General features: G+C 70.0%; 15 protein-coding genes, 1 pseudogene and 1 riboswitch. Of the genes and pseudogenes, 6 read left to right on the top strand and 10 right to left on the bottom strand.

Annotated features, from left to right (window positions below; translation table 11 throughout):
• Positions 1-68: 68 nt before the first annotated feature.
• The 5 genes and pseudogenes from ACGF4C_RS02070 to ACGF4C_RS02050 all read right to left on the bottom strand — a co-directional run bounded on the left by ACGF4C_RS02070 (position 69) and on the right by ACGF4C_RS02050 (position 3,942).
• Positions 69-548 carry an NUDIX domain-containing protein gene (locus ACGF4C_RS02070; protein ID WP_030411999.1) on the bottom strand — a complete coding sequence of 160 codons (480 nt, stop codon included), beginning with the start codon at positions 546-548 and terminating at the stop codon, positions 69-71.
• A 132-nt stretch (positions 549-680) separates the two neighbouring features.
• Positions 681-1,576 (bottom strand): annotated as a pseudogene (locus ACGF4C_RS02065) (LysR family transcriptional regulator).
• Positions 1,577-1,813: 237 nt separating this feature from the next.
• The gene (locus tag ACGF4C_RS02060; protein WP_393562509.1) at positions 1,814-2,968 is read right to left on the bottom strand and encodes a cystathionine gamma-lyase; all 1,155 of its coding nucleotides are present in this window, start codon (positions 2,966-2,968) and stop codon (positions 1,814-1,816) included.
• On the bottom strand, positions 2,965-3,504 hold the full coding sequence (locus tag ACGF4C_RS02055; protein WP_393562839.1) for a low molecular weight protein-tyrosine-phosphatase: 540 nt from the start codon (positions 3,502-3,504) through the stop codon (positions 2,965-2,967). Before ACGF4C_RS02055 ends, ACGF4C_RS02060 begins: the two co-directional genes overlap by 4 nt.
• A 60-nt stretch (positions 3,505-3,564) precedes the next feature.
• Positions 3,565-3,942, bottom strand: a complete 378-nt coding sequence (locus ACGF4C_RS02050) for a phage holin family protein (protein ID WP_030411995.1) — start codon at positions 3,940-3,942, stop codon at positions 3,565-3,567.
• A gap of 49 nt (positions 3,943-3,991) precedes the next feature.
• Here ACGF4C_RS02050 and ACGF4C_RS02045 point away from each other — a divergent pair, with 49 nt between their 5' ends.
• The 4 genes from ACGF4C_RS02045 to ACGF4C_RS02030 all read left to right on the top strand — a co-directional run bounded on the left by ACGF4C_RS02045 (position 3,992) and on the right by ACGF4C_RS02030 (position 7,020).
• Entirely contained in the window at positions 3,992-4,309 is a 318-nt protein-coding gene (locus ACGF4C_RS02045) for a cupin domain-containing protein (RefSeq protein WP_393562507.1), read from the top strand.
• A 236-nt stretch (positions 4,310-4,545) separates the two neighbouring features.
• Entirely contained in the window at positions 4,546-4,770 is a 225-nt protein-coding gene (locus ACGF4C_RS02040; RefSeq protein WP_030411993.1) for a DUF5326 family protein, read from the top strand.
• 952 nt (positions 4,771-5,722) lie between these two features.
• Entirely contained in the window at positions 5,723-6,493 is a 771-nt protein-coding gene (locus ACGF4C_RS02035; protein WP_351529990.1) for an IclR family transcriptional regulator C-terminal domain-containing protein, read from the top strand.
• Positions 6,494-6,597: 104 nt separating this feature from the next.
• Positions 6,598-7,020: an SsgA family sporulation/cell division regulator gene (locus ACGF4C_RS02030; RefSeq protein ID WP_030411991.1), complete on the top strand. Its 423-nt coding sequence runs from the start codon at positions 6,598-6,600 to the stop codon at positions 7,018-7,020.
• Positions 7,021-7,137: 117 nt separating this feature from the next.
• On the opposite strand, the gene ACGF4C_RS02025 is transcribed toward ACGF4C_RS02030, so the two are convergent.
• The gene (locus ACGF4C_RS02025; RefSeq protein ID WP_393562837.1) at positions 7,138-8,730 is read right to left on the bottom strand and encodes a YibE/F family protein; all 1,593 of its coding nucleotides are present in this window, start codon (positions 8,728-8,730) and stop codon (positions 7,138-7,140) included.
• Between the two features lie 236 nt (positions 8,731-8,966).
• Positions 8,967-9,123: riboswitch (TPP riboswitch) on the top strand.
• On the opposite strand from ACGF4C_RS02025, the gene thiC reads away from it, so the two are divergent.
• Positions 9,117-10,907 carry a phosphomethylpyrimidine synthase ThiC gene (thiC, locus tag ACGF4C_RS02020; protein ID WP_236680002.1) on the top strand — a complete coding sequence of 597 codons (1,791 nt, stop codon included), beginning with the start codon at positions 9,117-9,119 and terminating at the stop codon, positions 10,905-10,907. Its footprint overlaps the riboswitch before it by 7 nt.
• 46 nt (positions 10,908-10,953) lie before the next feature.
• Here thiC and ACGF4C_RS02015 read toward each other — a convergent pair whose 3' ends face one another.
• The 3 genes from ACGF4C_RS02015 to ACGF4C_RS02005 all read right to left on the bottom strand — a co-directional run bounded on the left by ACGF4C_RS02015 (position 10,954) and on the right by ACGF4C_RS02005 (position 14,598).
• Entirely contained in the window at positions 10,954-11,856 is a 903-nt protein-coding gene (locus tag ACGF4C_RS02015; RefSeq protein WP_393562504.1) for a hypothetical protein, read from the bottom strand.
• Between the two features lie 226 nt (positions 11,857-12,082).
• A complete protein-coding gene (locus tag ACGF4C_RS02010) occupies positions 12,083-13,156 on the bottom strand; it encodes a metallophosphoesterase (RefSeq protein ID WP_393562502.1) in 1,074 nt (357 codons plus the stop codon).
• Between the two features lie 341 nt (positions 13,157-13,497).
• Complete coding sequence (locus tag ACGF4C_RS02005) at positions 13,498-14,598, bottom strand: LacI family DNA-binding transcriptional regulator (RefSeq protein WP_393562500.1); 1,101 nt, start codon at positions 14,596-14,598, stop codon at positions 13,498-13,500.
• Positions 14,599-15,015: 417 nt separating this feature from the next.
• Here ACGF4C_RS02005 and hisC point away from each other — a divergent pair, with 417 nt between their 5' ends.
• Positions 15,016-16,095 (top strand): histidinol-phosphate transaminase, encoded by a 1,080-nt coding sequence (gene hisC, locus ACGF4C_RS02000; protein ID WP_393562498.1) that lies wholly within the window; start codon positions 15,016-15,018, stop codon positions 16,093-16,095.
• Between the two features lie 118 nt (positions 16,096-16,213).
• On the opposite strand, the gene ACGF4C_RS01995 is transcribed toward hisC, so the two are convergent.
• Positions 16,214-16,582, bottom strand: coding sequence for a cyclophilin-like fold protein (locus ACGF4C_RS01995; RefSeq protein WP_393562496.1), 369 nt, complete (start codon positions 16,580-16,582; stop codon positions 16,214-16,216).
• Positions 16,583-16,789 lie beyond the last annotated feature (207 nt).

Below are 16,789 nucleotides of genomic sequence, written 5' to 3'. Positions count from 1 at the left end.
GCTGCACCATGGCTCCGGCACCGTCGGCTCACCGCCGGCGCAGGATCAGCGCAGGCCGGGCTCCCAGCTCACCCCAGATCCGGCGCGTGCATCGCCCGTACGCCCTCGATGTTGCCGTCGAGATAGTGCCGCAACGACAGCGGGACGACCTCGACGGAGGCGATGCCGACGCGGGTGAACGGCACCCGCACGATCTCGTAGTCGCCGCACGGCTCGTCGACCTCGGGGCCGTGCCGGCGGGTGGGGTCCATGGAGTCGAGCCGGCAGACGAAGAAGTGCTGGACCTTCACGCCGTCCACCCCGCCGTCGCTGAAGTGCTCGACGGTGTCGACGAAGACCGGGACCACGTCCTTGATCTTGGCCCCCAGCTCTTCGTCCAGCTCGCGATGGAGCGCGTCGACGACCGTGGCGTCCTCCGGCTCAACGCCGCCACCAGGGGTGATCCAGTACGGGGCCCGTCCCGGCTTGGTGCGTTTGATCAGAATCAGGTCCTCGCCGTCGAGCAGAATCGCGCGGGCGGTGCGTTTGACGACTGGCCGTACGGTCATAGTCGACAGATGCCGCAACCACGCCCTGGTGAAACCCCCGCCCCTCCGTCACCAGCCGCCCGGGCACCGCAGCTCCTCACCGGCCCACCGGCCACCGTGGCTCACTGCCGGCCGCCCGATGCCCGCGGCTCGTCACCAGTCGACCGCGGACCGCAGCAGCCACTCGTGAGCCCGGGCGATGTGTGGCAGGCCCAGCGTCCCGGTCCGTACGGTGAGGAAGTAGGTGCGCAGCGGGGGTACCGGAGGGTCGAGGAGCGCTACGACCTCGCCGCACGCGAGCGCCTCGGCGCACAGATAGCGCGGCAGCACGGCCAGCCCCGCCCCGGCCGTCACACACGCCAGTACCGCCCGCAGATCGGCGGCGATGACGGCGGCGGACGCCGTGGGCTTGGCGTCGAAGACCTCGGTCCAGTAGCGGGCGATCATCGGCAGGCTTTCGTGGACCTCGACGAGCGGTACGGAATCCAGTACGCGGACCCCGCCCGCCTGCAGCACGGCCGGGCCGCCGAACTGCGCCGACCAGGAGGGCGCAGCGATCAGCACATGTTCCTCGTCGCACAGCGCGGTGGCGGTCAGCAGACCACCGCGCGGCCGGGTGGTGGTGACGGTCAGATCGTGGTGGCCGGCCGCCAGCCCGGTCAGCAGCTCGTCCGCGGAACCGAAGGTGGTGCGGAGGGAGAGGCCCTTGGTGATGAGCGGAGCCAGTGCGGAAGGGCGCGTTGGGCCATGAACTCCGGTGGCCCGGCGAGATGCAGGGTGCGGGTGACGGACTCCCGGTCGAGCCCGGCCTCGGTGATCTCGGTGAGCGCGTCGAGGTGGGGGGCCACTTTGTGGGCGAGCTCATCGCCGACGGTGGTAGGCGTGACACCACGGGCGTAGCGGAGGAAGAGCGGACGGCCCAACTGGCGTTCCAGCGACCGGATCTGGCTGGTCACGGCGGGTTGGGACAGCCCGAGTAACGCCGCGGCGCGGGTGAAGGAACCGGCTCGGTGCACCGTGACGAAGGTGCGCAGCAGAGCCAGATCCATCCCGTACCTCCTGCGCCTCTCGGAAGCCTGGTCGCGGGCCAGTCATAAAATTGCGGATAGGGCTGTGTCTATAGCGTGATTGGACACTGACGCTCAGTCAACTAGCCTTGTTCGAGCGGTTGGTTTCACGTGGAACATTCGGTTTCACGTGAAACACGTGGCGGCGCGCACCACACGACCGCGGCCGGCAGGGTGACGAGGGGGGATACCCTGCCGGCCCCTCTTATGTCCGGCAGATCAGCTCGCGTTGCCCGCGTCGCCTGCCTTGTCCGCGTTGGCCGTGTCCAGGGCGCGGAGGACATCCGCGATCAGATCGTCCGGGTCCTCGATGCCGACCGAGAAGCGGATGAAGCCCTCGGGTACGGCGTCGCCGCCCCAGCGGGCGCGGCGTTCGGCGGTGGAGCGCACGCCGCCGAAGCTCGTGGCGTCGTCGACCAGGGTGAGGGCGGCCAGGAAGCGTTCCGCGTGGGCCTTGCCCGGGAGGGTGAAGGACACCACGGAGCCGAAGTGGCCGGGGCGCATCTGCCGAACGGCGAGCGGGTGGGCCTGGTCGGTCGGCAGGCCGGGGTGGCGCAGGTCGGTGACCTCCGGACGGTCGGCCAGTGCAGTGGCGAGCGCCAGGGCGCCGGCCGACTGCTGGCGGACGCGCAGGGCGAGGGTGGCCAGCGAGCGGTGCGCCAGCCAGCTCTCCATGGGACCGGGGATCGCGCCCACGGTCTTGCGCCACTGCCGTACGGCATCGGCCAGCGCGGCATCGCGGGTGCTGACGTAGCCGAGCAGGACATCACCGTGGCCGGTCAGTGCCTTGGTGCCGCTGGCGACCGAGAAGTCCGCACCGAGGTCCAGCGGGCGCTGGCCGAGCGGCGTGGCGAGGGTGTTGTCGACCGCGACCAGGGCGCCGCGCCGATGAGCCTCGTCGGCGAGCCGGCGGACGTCACACACATCGAGGCCGGGGTTGGAGGGCGTCTCGATCCACAGCAGCCGGGCGCCGTCCAGCACGTCGAGTTGGGCGTCCTGTGCGGTCGGGGCCGTACGCACCTCGATGCCGAAGCACTCCAGCCGGGTGCGGACGGCGGGCAGCAGCTGGTAGCCGTCGCTGGGCAGCACGACCGCATCGCCGGAGCGCAGCTGGGAGAAGAGCACGGCACTGATCGCCGCCATCCCGGAGGCGAACGCGACGGTGTGCGCGGTGCTGCCCGGGGACTCCAACTCCCCGATGGCGCGTTCCAGATGGGTCCACGTCGGGTTGGTGTCGCGGCCGTAGGTGTACGGGCCGGCGGCGTCGCCGGGGAGGTGGTAGTGGGCCGCGAAGACCGGTCCGGGCAGCGCAGGTTCGAAGGCTTCCGGCTCCGGGAGCCCGGCTCGTACGGCGCGGGTGCCGTCGCCCGTCATGCGTTCTCCTTCTCCTGCGGGTGGTACGTGGCCTCCTGCAGGTGGTGAGGGACCTGCGCGGGGTGCCGGTCGTCGGGCTCGGACGCGCGTGCCGGGAGCAGCGTCCGTGCGGTGAGCGCGGTGCGGACCTCGGCCAGCAGGCCGTCGCTGGCCATTTCGATCATCTCCAGGCACTCCTCGAAGCCCTCGAAACCGCCGTAGTAAGGGTCCGGGACATCGAGGTCGGCAGCGGCCTGAACCGCGTACGAACGCAGCAGCCGCACCTTGGCGGCGTCCTGCGGCGTGGGAGCCAGCCTGCGGAGCTCGCGCAGATGGCCGGAGTCGAGGGCGATCACCAGGTCGAGGCGGGCGAACCAGGAGGCGCGGAACTGCCGGGCGCTGTGGGCGGTCGGGTAGCCGGCCGCGCGCAGGACGTCGACGGTGCGCGGATCGGCGCCGTCACCCTCGTGCCAGCCGCCGGTGCCCGCGCTGTCCACCTCCACCAGGCCGTCGAGCCCGTCCTCCGCGACCCGGGCGCGGAAGACGGACTCCGCCATCGGCGACCGGCAGATGTTGCCGGTGCAGACGAAGCAGACGCGGTACGGAACGGTCAACGGTCAGTCCTCGTCGGGAAGGATCACGTGCATCGCCCAGGAGACGACCGAGACGATCACGCCACCGAGCACGGCCGTCCAGAAGCCGTGCACATGGAAGGCGAGGTCCGCCTTGCCGGCGAGCCAGGAGGTCAGCAGCAGCATCAGCGCGTTCACGACCAGCGTGATCAGGCCGAGGGTGAGGATGAACAAGGGGAGGGACAGCAGCTTCACGACGGGCTTCACGATGAAGTTGACCAACCCGAAGATCAGCGCCACGAGGATCAGGGTGAGTATCTTGCGGCCGGTGTTCTCGCCGGTCAGCGTGATGTCCTTGAGCAGCCAGATGGCCACGGCAAGCGCCGCGGCGTTGGCGATCGTCTTGACCAGAAAATGCTTCATGGTGAGATCGTCGCAGACGAGTGTGAATCATCAGAGGGGTGCGAACGGCATGAAGGCTTTCAGGCTGGAGGAACTGGAAGCAGAGAGGGTCGCGAACGACGGCGCTTATCTGCAGTTCATCCGGGAGCGCAACATGTCGATCGGGCTGTATGCGCTGGATGCCGGCAGCATCGATCCGCAGCGGCCGCACGCCCAGGACGAGGTGTACCTCGTCGTCAGCGGCCGGGGATTGATCACCGTCGGGGCGGAGACGGAGCCGGTGGCGCGCGGCAGCGTCGTCTACGTGCCGGCTGGGGTACCGCACAAGTTCCATCACATCAGCGAGGATCTGCGGGTGATGGTGGTCTTCTCTCCTCCTGAGAGCTAAGGGTCGGGACCCTGAAACCCGTAGGGGACAAGTCAGGGTTGAGCCAGGGCTGCGAGGCCCCCGCGGCGGTGTCCGGCGCCCTAGCATCGTGGGTGATGGAAGAGCCGGAGGCGGCGAGGCGGCAGGACCGCGGCCCGCGGACGGTGCCATCGGCGCTGAGACGCAGCGCACCGGACAGATAGCGCGGTACGGACAACGGTACAGAGAGCGCGACCGACAGAAAGCAGGGCAGAGCAGTGGCTGGTAAGGGGATATTCACAGGACTTCCGTGGTGGGTCACCTGGGTTGTGGTGCCCGTCATCCTGATCGTGGTCTTCGGCGGCCTGATCGCCTCCGCGCTCCACTTCCTGATCGGCCTGCTGTTCAAGGTCCTCATAGCGGCGGCTCTGATCGCGGGTGTCATCTACCTGGTCCGCCGCTTCACCGGCTCCTCGTCGTCCTCGTCGAAGACCGACTGGTAAGACACCGGACCTGCGCCGGGGACCGCCCACCGCGGCGGTCCACCCGCGTGTGGTTTCTCCGCCCCGGAGCCCACACGCGGGCAGCGGCTTCCCCTCTCAGCGGTCGCCCGCCCGGGCACCCACTTCTCCACAGTGGTTCGCGCCCGGGCACCCGCTTCCCCGGGGCGGGCGATCACCCACCCCGGCGGGCCCGGGGAGGTGGCCGGTCGAAGGGGAAGGTGCCGTCAGGCCCGAGCGCGACCTCGGGCGGACACGACCCCGGGCGGACACGACCCTCGGGCGGAAACAACCCTCGGGCGGAAACAACCCCGACTGACGCGACCCCGACTGACGCGACTCCGACGGTCGCGACGCTGGGCGAATGTGCCCCAGGGCGGCAGCGACCCAGGATGGACGTCGCTGGGAACGGCATCGCTTGCAACGGACATCGCTTCGAATGGGTGTTGCTTCGGGCGGAGGTGGGTCCCGGCGACGGCGGCGCCTGGACAAGTGTGGTCCGTAGGCAGGTCGGGCCGGGGTGGGGGTGGGCCTGGGTGACGGTGTCCGGCAAAGACCGAACGCAACCACGCCCCCGCCGCCGCATCAACTTCCCGCCGCATCAACTTCCCTTGAAGTTGCCGCTGGGCCAGGCGGGTTAACTCCCTCGGCTTTCGGCCTACCGGCGCGATGCGCGGAGCTAGAGTGCGGACCGCAGACGTCTTCCGGATGGTGACGTTCCGCATGTTGACGTTCTCACGGTGCCGCCTGGACATGACGCCCGGGCGGTGGCGTTCGGATGGTGGCGTGCGGATGTCGCGGTGCGGGTGGTGACGTTCGGGAGGCGCTGCATGAGGCGAGGCCGGGACGGGTGTCACCGCCGGGGGACGGGCGATGCGCGCGGGCGCGGGAGCGGTTCCCACGACCGGGGTGCCCGGGCCCCGCGGCGAGCGGAACCTGGGGGTTGGCGTTGGCAATGGCGAATGGCGAATCCGGCTCTCACCCCACCCTGATCGGATCGGTACAGCGGGCGCTCCGGTTGCTGGAGGCGGTGGGGGCGCACGAGGACGGGGCGCCCGCCAAACAACTCGCCAGAGAGACCGGACTGCCGCTGCCGACGACGTACCACCTGCTGCGGACCCTGACCCACGAGGGCTATCTGCGCCGGGAGAACGGCGTGTTCGTCTTCGGGGAGGCGGCCGAAGCCATCGGCCGGGCCGGGGCCAGGCGCCGGCAGCGGGCCCAGATCTCGGAGGCGCTGGCTCTCGCGGGCCGGGAGTTGGGAGCCGCCGTCTACTTCGCCGTCTACCGCGAGGGTGAAGTGGAGGTCGTAGCGGTGACCGACGACCCGGAACGGCCGCCGGTGGAGGAGTGGGTCGACTTCCGCAGCACCGCCCACGCCCACGCGATCGGGCAATGTCTGCTCGCTCAGCTTGACGACGCGACAAGGAAGGAGCATCTGGCCCGCTATCCCGTGCAGTCCATAACCCCGTTTTCCCTGGACACCGAGGACGATCTGCTGCGTCGTCTGGATACGGTGCGTCGCGGCCAGGCCGCCTACGAGCGCCACGAATATGCCCTCGGCACGGTCTGTGCAGCCATTCCCATCCAGGTCGGTGCGGCCGCGGCGGCCCTGGCGGTCTCGCTGCCCGCGGAAGAACTGCATCGATTGCGGTCCGTTACGGATCGACTACGAAAAATGGCGGAGGCGACACTAACGACACTCGCCTTCTCTATCAGTATCTGAAAACTCACTCCTTGTGATCTGCCTGCGCCTGGCCGACGATGGCGTCAATAGGGCTATGGGGGATGTTTCCCGGCCATCTCCGATCAAGTGCGGGGCAGTGGTTGATGACCGACACAGTTCAGGCAGAAGTGATCATGAGCTTCGTCGTCTCCGAGGAGCTTTCGTTCCGGATCCCGGTGGATCTCGACTTCGACAGCGCCGATCCGTATGCCGTCCGTCTCACCTTCGACCTGCCCGGCGATGCGCCCGTGACCTGGGCGTTCGGCCGTGAGCTGCTGCTGGACGGGCTGAGTCGGCCGTCCGGTGAGGGTGATGTGCGAATCGAACCGGCCTCGACCGCGCACCTCAGCGACGTCTTCATCAGCCTTCAAGTGGGCATCGAGCGTGCCCTGTTCCGGGTCAGCGCGGCGCCTCTGGTCGCCTTCCTGGACCGTACGGACCGGCTCGTCCCGCTGGGCAAGGAAGAGGTCTGCGACACCCTGGAAGCGGTCCTGGACCAGATCCTCACGGAGGCCCCCGCCGGCTGACCCGCCTCCGCCCCACCGGCCCCGGGAAAACAGGCCCAGCCGATCCCGCGTCTCCGGGTTCAGGCCCAACCGGGCCCGGACCCAACCGCGCCCGAGCGGTCCCCCGGTACGCCCTCCTCACCGCCGACGTCGCCTGCCGCGGCCTCCGCGGTGACTGGAGCTCGCCCGGGGGGTGGCTGCTGATTGCCCTGATGACCCAGCCGTCTGGTGCGTCCCGTAGCTACCCGACGGGGCCACTGCACCCCACGTGCCGGGGATGTCCGATGGGGCGGCTGCGCCGCGCGAGCCGGGGGTGGGCGGTGGGGACGTGGCACCCTCGGGCTCGGAGACATTCGGGCGGGCGCCTCTGCCTCGGGGGCTGGGCTTTTTGCGGTCTGCTGCGACGACCAGGGCTGCCAGTAGCGTCGTCAGGGGTACCGAGGCCACCAGGCCGATGCTGCCCACCAGGGTGCGGACGATTTCCTCGGCCACCACCTCGCTCGTGGCGACCGTGCCGACACTGCTCTGTGCGATGGAAAACAGCAAAAGCAACGGCAGGGCGGCGCCCGCGTAGGCCAGTACGAGGGTGTTGACGACGGAGGCGATGTGATCCCGGCCGATCCGCATTGCCGCGCCGTACAGCTTGCGCCAGCCGGCCGACGGGTCCGCCTCCCGTAGCTCCCAGATCGCCGCGGTCTGGGTGACCGTCACATCGTCGAGCACGCCCAGGGACCCGATGATGATCCCGGCCAGCAGCAGACCGCGGATCTCGATGTTCGGATAGAGGCCGTGCACCAGACCCGTGGTGTCGTCCGTATTGCCGGTCAGCAGTGCCCAGTTGATGAATACGGACCCCAGCAGCCCGATCAGCAGCAGCGACGCGAGGGTGCCGAGCACCGCGACCGAGGTGCGCGCCGTCAGGCCGTGGCACATGTACAGGGCGATCAGCATGATCGCGCTGCCCCCGACCACCGCCACCACCAGCGGATCGGAGCCCTGGAGGATCGCCGGCAGGATGAACAGCGTCAGGACGACGAAGCTGGCCGCCAGTGCCACCAGCGCCAGCACCCCGCGCAGCCGTCCCACGACGACGACCGCCAGGGCGAAGATGCCCGCCAGGATCCACATCGGCACGGACCGGTCGACATCGCTGACCGAGTACTGGAGTTCCTTGGGCGCCTTGGGGGAGTACGCCACCACGACGTCCTGTCCTGTGGAGTAGTGCCGGAGTGCGTCCGGCGTCACCACCGTCTGGAAGGTGCGTCCGGTGTTCTCGCCCGTGGTGACCTTGATCGTCGCCTGCTGGCAGGGCTTTCCCTTCGCCGCTTCCCCGGCCGGCTGTTGCCCGGTCGGCGACGGTGGCTGGGGCTGCTGCTCGGCATGGACGTCCGCGCAGTTGACCTCTGCGACCTTGATCACGCGGGCCCGTTCCGTGGGCTGGTCGAAGCCGACACCGGACGGTTTGTGCGGTGGTGCACCGCCCGGCCAGAGCACGACCAGGCCGACCGCCACCGCGGCCGCGAACGGGATCAGGACCGCCGCGATCACCTTGCGCAGATGCCGGGAAACGGGCGCGGCAGGTCCGTGGCCATGACTGTGCCCGTGGCCATGTCCGGGAGCATGACCTTGGGGGTGCGCCGGATCACGCCCGTGTTCATGCTCGGGCCCCTGGCCGCGAGCGTGCGCCTGCTCATGCCCATGTCCGTGCCCATCCCCCTGCGCGCCAGCCAGCGGACCAGTCGGTGGACCACCCTGCGCGCCGGACTGCGGGCGACCGGTCTGCGGGCGACCGGCCTGCGGACGACCGGCCTGCGGACGCCCGGGCTGAAGGTGGGGCTCGTGAGTGCTCACCGCCCGATCATTGCAAGATGTCCGGCTGCCCTCGCAAGACGTGCGGCCGCTGTCGGTGTTCCGTTCCGACGGGCCCCCTGTTCACCCCGCGGCATCGGCCGCTACCGTGGTGCCACCTTTGCAATCGCGGGAGCTCGGAGCACCGGGCTGAGAGGGCGCTGACCTTCGTCCCAGCGGTGTTTCACGTGAAACACCGGCGGACGGATACCGCTGCGTCGACCGCCGAACCTGTTACCGGGTAATGCCGGCGTAGGGAGTTGGGTCTTATGACTCTGCAGGATGCACGCACGCCCGAAAGCGGAAGCGGTGCCAGCGGCGAGCCGAAGGAGATCGGCTGGCACAAGGGCTATGTCTCCGGATCGCGCCCGGACCTGCGGGTACCGGTCCGGCGAGTGCACCTCACCAACGGCAAGGACGTGACGCTCTACGACACGTCAGGGCCATATACCGACCCGAACATCGAAACCGACGTCCGCCGTGGCCTGGCGCCGCTGCGGGAGAACTGGATCATCGGCCGCGGCGACACCGAGGAGTACGCGGGCCGGCCCCTGCGTCCGGAGGACGACGGCCTCAAGCACACCTCGCCGCGCGGCGGCCTCAAGAACCTCGACGCGGTCTTCCCCGGCCGCCCGCGCCAGCCGCGACGCGGCCGTGACGGCGCCGCGGTCACCCAGCTCGCGTACGCGCGGCGCGGCGAGATCACCGCGGAGATGGAGTACGTCGCCCTCCGCGAGAACGTGAGCCCCGAGTTCGTACGCGACGAGATCGCGGCGGGGCGGGCGGTGCTGCCGGCCAACGTCAACCACCCGGAGATCGAGCCGATGATCATCGGCAAGAACTTCCTGGTGAAGGTGAACGCCAACATCGGTAATTCGGCGGTCACTTCCTCCATCGAGGAGGAGGTGGAGAAGATGACCTGGGCGACGCGCTGGGGCGCGGACACGGTCATGGACCTCTCCACCGGCCGCAACATCCACACCACCCGCGAGTGGGTGCTGCGCAACTCCCCCGTCCCGATCGGCACCGTCCCGCTCTACCAGGCGCTGGAGAAGGTCGACGGCAAGGCGGAGGAGCTGACCTGGGAGATCTACAAGGACACCGTCATCGAGCAGGCCGAACAGGGCGTGGACTACATGACGGTGCACGCCGGTGTGCTGCTCCGCTACGTCCCGCTGACCGCCCGCCGCAAGACCGGCATCGTCTCGCGCGGCGGCTCGATCATGGCCGCGTGGTGTCTGGCGCACCACAAGGAGTCGTTCCTCTACACGCACTTCGAGGAGCTCTGCGAGATCCTCGCCTCCTACGACGTGACCTACTCGCTCGGTGACGGCCTGCGCCCCGGCTCCATCGCGGACGCCAACGACGAGGCGCAGTTCGCGGAGCTGAAGACGCTCGGCGAGCTGAACACCATCGCCAAGCGGCACGGTGTGCAGACGATGATCGAGGGCCCGGGACATGTCCCGATGCACAAGATCAAGGAGAACATCGACCTCCAGCAGGAGATCTGCGAGGAGGCCCCGTTCTACACGCTCGGGCCGCTGACCACCGACATCGCGCCCGCCTACGACCACATCACCTCCGGTATCGGCGCGGCGATGATCGCCTGGTGGGGCACCGCGATGCTCTGCTACGTCACACCCAAGGAGCACCTGGGCCTGCCGGACCGCGACGACGTCAAGACCGGCGTGATCACGTACAAGATCGCGGCCCATGCGGCGGATCTGGCCAAGGGGCACCCGGGCGCCCAGGAATGGGACGACGCGCTCTCCGACGCGCGCTTCGAGTTCCGCTGGGAGGACCAGTTCAACCTGGCTCTCGACCCGGACACGGCACGCGCCTTCCACGACGAGACGCTGCCCGCCGAGCCGGCCAAGACGGCGCACTTCTGCTCGATGTGCGGGCCGAAGTTCTGCTCCATGAAGATCAGCAGGAGCATCACGGAGCAGTTCGGCGGCGACGCGGACGCCACACCCGAGGAGGTCGAGGCCGGGATGCTGGAGAAGTCGAAGGAGTTCGCGGCAGCGGGGAACCGGGTGTACCTGCCGCTGGCGGACTGATCGGCTGACGGCGTGTGGGGCCCCAACGGGGCCCCACCAACGCCTCCTAGTCCGCCCCGTCGTCCGGCCCCCCGTGATCCGGGCTGGTGAAGTCCGGGCTGGAGTACCGCGGCCGGGCGGCCGAGGAGCCGGTTTCCGGGCTGGAGAACTCGGGACGGGTGTAACCGAGGGTCGGGATGCGGCTCTCGGAGACCGGGGTGCGGCGCGGGACGTAGCGGACCGGGTCGTCGTCCGGAGTGGCCGTGGGGTCGGCGAGCGCCTCGCGCAGAAAGGGCAGCAGCCCGCGCTCCAGCAGGGCGCGCCGCCACGCCTCCCGAGCCTGCTCCAGGGCCTCGTACAGCTCGTCGACTCTGGCGGACTCGGCGGACGGGCCGTTGCGCAGTGCGGTGACGACCAGGCAGGTCATCGCGACCAGGGAGCCGGCCGCGGTGAGCGCCGCGAACACCCAGCCGACGCTGATCAGCGGCTGCGCCAGCGACTTGTCGGGGCTGACCGCGCGCAGGACGTAGCCGATGACGAGAAAGAGCACGGCGGCGATACCGGCGAGGACCGGGGCGAGCACGGTGACCACCGCCGCCAGCCCGGCACCGGTGTTTCCGGCCTCGTCCGCGGCCGGGTCGGTGGCCGGTCCCGGTCCCCCCTCGGCGTCCTCCTCGTGCTCCCCGGCGGGCGCCACGGGGCCGGACGCCGGGCCGGAGGCGGCCGGTGCCGGTGCCCGCAGCTCGGCACGGAGCTGGACATAGCGTTGGTATTCGGCCGTTGCGCAGGCGGCGATGGCGGTGGTCGCGCTGAGCGCCATCGTGCGCAACTGCTCGTTGTTCAGATGCTTTCCCGTGGCGGCGGTGAGGTCGTCCGGGCGGTATTCCGCGGTACGCAGCGCCTCATCAAGGAGCCGCGCGAATTCCGCGCGGTCCTCGTTCAGCAGGTGCGGAGCGCTGTTCATGTGCATCCCCCGATGCTCCGTAGGGCCGTACGGCCGGCGTGGGCCGGGCAGTGGGCGGAAACGGAGGAGAGCCTGCTACGGATAGACCGATGGTAGAGCGACTCCGGTACGGGGTGACAGAGAGTTTGCGGAAATTGAGTAACCGCCCGACCGGATCCCGCCGGTGTCTCCCCCCGTCCCTGCCCGCACCGAATCGTCCCGCCGGTCCGGGGGATACCTGCCCCGGGAACGCTCAGCCAGTCAGGGGGAGTTGGACGACCAGCAGCTTTCCGGCCATCGTGATGCCGCCGTCCATGGCGATGGCCAGACCGTCGGCGTAGACGTGCGGACCGTCGACCGCGATGCCGTCGCCCTCGCCGTCCTCCGTGCCGACCTCGCCCAGGAGGTACGGGATCGGGCTGTGGCCGTGCACCACGCGGTCGCCGCCGTAGGCGTCCAGGAGTTCGCGTACGGCCTGCGAGCCGGACTCGTCGCGGAAGGCGAAGCGCTTGGTGAACTTCCGGAAGAGGTCCCAGACTTCGTCGGCGTCGCTGCGGGTGAGGACCTCGTGGACGGTGTCGTTGACGGCCTCGATGGAGTCGCCGTATTCGAGGTAGGCGGTGGTGTCGGAGTGTACGAGCAGATGCCCGTCCTCCTCCATCACGGCGTCCAGCCGGGCCATCCACTGCAGGTGGTGGTCCTCCAGGCGGTCCATGTCGGTCTTCTGGCCGCCGTTGAGGAGCCAGGCGGCCTGGAACGAGGCGGTGCCGGCGCCGGACTGCACGGGGGTGTCGCCGAACCGCTTGGCGCCCAGCAGCAGCAGCTCGTGATTGCCCATCAGGGCCTTGCAGTAGCCGCCGGCCGCCGCGGCCTCCGCGGACAGCTGCATGACCAGGTCGATCACGCCGATGCCGTCCGGGCCGCGATCGGTGAAGTCGCCGAGGAACCACAGCCGGGCGTTGCCGGCCGCCCAGCTGCCGTCGGCGTCGATCAGGCCCTCGGCGGCCAGCGCCTCGCGCAGCTCGTCGTAGTAGCCGTGCACATCGCCGACGACGTAGAGGGGGCCCATGCCCTCGGGCGCGTCGGAGCTCATGGCCGGGTCGGGGACCGGCGCGACGGACGGCCGGTCGATGAGCGTGTCGGTACGGCCCGGGGTGACGACCGGCAGGTCGCGGGCGGTCGGGGTGTAGTCCTCGGGCAGTTCGACCGGCGGCGCGGCCGGCGGCACCGCGGGGGGCGCAGGGGGCGCGGGGGGCGGTGCGACCGGGGGACCGGCGGGCAGATGGAGCGGCGGGCCGGCCGGCGGCACGGGGGATCCGGCGGACATTTCGGGCGGCGGAGCGGACGCCGGAGCTTGTCCACCCATGGTCCACACCATGGGTCCCTGACTGGCCCCCTGAGTCATCGACCCCTCCACCGTTGCGCCGCCGTGCACCTCTCGGACCTTGCCTGGTCGACGGCGGTCCGCGGTGTCGTGCGCCCATCATAGGAATGCCGGTCGCGGGTTGTGACGCACCCGGGGGTGGTCAATCCGCTGGAGCCTGGCATTCGCGGCTGATTTCTCCCGGGATCGCCCTGTTTTTTCTGCGTCAACGCGGGCGCTCTCGCGTCAATGCGGGCGCTCCGGCGTCGTCCGGCGCGCCCGCTCGTTCGTGTTCGGCGGCACGTTCAGTCGCCGGCGGGACCTCGTGGCGGGCAGATGGTCGTGCGTGGGGACCGCCGCTGGGAGGAGGTGCGCACGATCAGGTCGGTCGGTATCACCTGCTCGATCGGGCGTCCGGTGTCGAGCCCCTCGATGGCGTCGATGAGGATCTGCACGACGGCGGTGCCGATCCGGCGCGGCTTGAGGGAGAGCGTGGTGATCGGCGGTTCGGTCGTGGCGTAGACGGTGGATTCGCTGCAGCAGACCAGCAGCAGGTCCTCCGGGACGCGCAGGCCGTAGCGCCGGGCGGCGGCGAGCAGATCGGTGCCGTTGGGGTCGAAGAGGCCGTAGACGGCGTCCGGCCGGTCCGGGCGGGCCAGCAGCCGGTCGGCGGCCACCGCGCCCGCACACGGGTCGTGGGCCGGGTACGACTCGTAGACCGGATCCTGCCCGACCCGCTCGCACCAGCGCAGGTACGCCGTGGTCGAGAGGCGGGTGTAGGTGTCGGTGGTGGTGCCGGTGAGCAGGCCGATGCGGCGGGCGCCGGCGTCGGCGAGGTGGTCGAGCAGGCCGAGGACGGCGGCCTCGTGGTCGTTGTCGACCCATCCGGTCACCGGCAGCGCGCCGCCGGGGCGGCCGTCGGAGACCACCGGGATGCCGTGCCGGACGAGCTCGGTCACGACCGGGTCGCCGTCGGCGGGGTCGATGACGACCGTGCCGTCCAGGGCGACGTTGGACCATACGTCGTGCCGGGAGGTCGCGGGGAGGATGACCAGCGCGTAGCCGCGGGCCAGGGCTGCGGAGGTGGCCGCTCTGGCCATCTCGGCGAAGTAGGCGAACTCGGTGAAGGTGAAAGGTTCATCCCCGTACGTGGTCACGGTCAGGCCGAGGAGCCCCGACTTGCCGGTACGGAGGGTGCGGGCGGCTGCGGACGGGCGGTAGCCCAGCCGGTCGGCCACCTCGCGGACGTGGCTACGGGTGGCATCCGGAAGCCGGCCCTTGCCGTTGAGCGCGTCGGAGACGGTCGTGATCGACACACCGGCTGCGGCGGCCACATCGCGGATGCCCGCCCGCCCCAGCCGGCGACCGGTCGCCCGGCTCACCTGGTGCTTCCCTGCTGCTGTCATGGCGAGCCGATAGTAGGGCTCGATAGGGCCATTCGCGGGGCGTTGACTGCGATGATGGAAAGGCACGTTTCTGCAAGGTGATCTATCGTCAAATGACATACAAGCAAGGGAAGTTGGGGGTTGTGCTGGCTATTTGAGGGGCGAATTGCTGGCTCGACCTGTCGATCGGTTCAGGTCTCGAAGAGGTCTCAAGTCACCTTGACGAGGGACGCGCGCCACGGCGTAGGCCACCGGCGCGCGACTGTGAGTGGGGCGCGCCCCGACGGTCTCGCGCTGGCCCCGTCCGGGTGATCTTGGTGCACGGGTGCGGAGGGATGTGCCGGGCGCCCGATCTCTGTCGGGGCTGCCGCCGAACGGGTCAATCCTCTTAAGGTGTGCAGTATTGGAGATGGACGGGACGGTCGAGGAGGACCTGCGGTGAGCGAGAAGACCCCGAAGCTGCGTGCGGCGCTGGACGGCATCCCCACCTACAAGCCGGGGCGGCCGGCGCCGGCCGACGGTCCCGTCACCTACAAGCTGTCCTCCAACGAGAACCCCTATCCGCCGCTGCCGGGCGTCCTGGCGAGCGCGGTGACCGCCGCGGGGTCCTTCAACCGTTACCCGGACATGGCCTGCACGGGCCTGATGGCGGAGCTGGCCGACCGGTTCTCGGTGCCGGTGGAGCACCTGGCGACCGGCACCGGCTCGGTGGGCGTGGCCCAGCAGCTGATCCAGTCGACGGCCGGACCGGGCGACGAAGTGATCTACGCCTGGCGGTCGTTCGAGGCGTACCCGATCATCACCCAGGTGTCCGGGGCCACCTCCGTGCAGGTCCCGTTGACCTCCGGTGAGGTGCACGACCTCGACGCGATGCTCGCCGCGATCACCGACCGGACCCGGCTGATCTTCGTCTGCAACCCCAACAACCCCACCGGCACCGTCGTCCGCCGCGCGGAGCTGGAGTCGTTCCTGGACCGGGTGCCGGGGAACGTCCTGGTGGTGCTGGACGAGGCGTACCGCGAGTTCATCCGCGACGCCGAGGTGCCGGACGGGATCGAGATCTACCGCGACCGTCCCAATGTCTGCGTGCTGCGGACCTTCTCCAAGGCGTACGGCCTGGCGGGGCTGCGGGTGGGCTTCGCAGTGGCGCACGAACCGGTGGCCGCCGCGCTGCGCAAGACGGCGGTGCCGTTCGGGGTGAGCCAGCTCGCGCAGGACGCGGCGGTGGCGTCGCTGCGCAGCGAGCAGGCCCTGCTGGAGCGGGTGGACGCCCTGGTGGCCGAGCGGGCGCGGGTGGTCGACGGGCTGCTCGGGCAGGGCTGGACGGTGCCCGAGACCCAGGCCAACTTCGTCTGGCTGCGGCTGGGGGACCGGACCACCGACTTCGCGGCGGCCTGTGAGCGGGCCGGTGTGGTGGTGCGGCCGTTCGCCGGTGAGGGCGTCCGGGTCACGATCGGGGAGACCGCGGCGATGGATCTGTTCCTGCAGGCGGCGGAGGATTTCCGCAAGGCGCTGTAAGCCGCCGAAAGGCGCCGGAAGGCGCACCGGAAGGCGCTGCAAGGCGTTGCAGAGGAGTGGCACGGCAAAGGCCGCGGGTCCGTCGACCCGCGGCCTTCGCCGTGGGGTGCGGGGCTGCTCACGCCTGCTGTACGTGGATGGGGTCGCCGCTGCGGACGGTGGCCAGTGTCCGCGGATCGCCGTCGATGCGGCCCAGCACGTTGCAGGGGGAGGCCAGCCGGGGTTCGTCGCCCTCGGAGATCGGCGTGGGGCCGTAGGGGAGCGCGAGGGCGTTGCCCGGTGGCCAGAAAGCGACGGTGCCGGCCCCGACGACCTGGCGGGCGTCGGGTTCCAGGGCGGGCGAGAGCCCGGTGTCGAAGTAGACCTCCTCGCCCCAGGTGCGGGCGGTGGCGTCGACCGGGAGGGCGGCCATGAGTGCCGCCGCGGTCGGGGTGTCGTCGAGGGTCGCGGTCAATTGCCCGGCGGGCCAGCTGATGCGGATCTTCATGGCGACGAATTCAACAATGTGTTGAAGCCTTGCGGAAGGGGGCTTCCACACTCGGAGAAAGGCCCCCCGCAACCTCGGCGGACGTATTCATACGCCATGGATTCGAGCGTGACCGCAGTCACGTACCCCCCTTACTCAAGGGCGAGGAGGCATGGGAGATAATTGCTTGTGAATGTGAACGCGTTCACAAGCCCGTCCCGGTATTTA

The sequence above is a fragment of the Streptomyces sp. NPDC048197 genome (genome assembly GCF_043202395.1).
Taxonomy (GTDB): Bacteria; Actinomycetota; Actinomycetes; order Streptomycetales; family Streptomycetaceae; genus Streptomyces; species Streptomyces siderophoricus.
The sequence above is the reverse complement of the archived record's forward strand: the minus strand, read 5'-3'. Positions and strand labels throughout refer to the sequence as shown.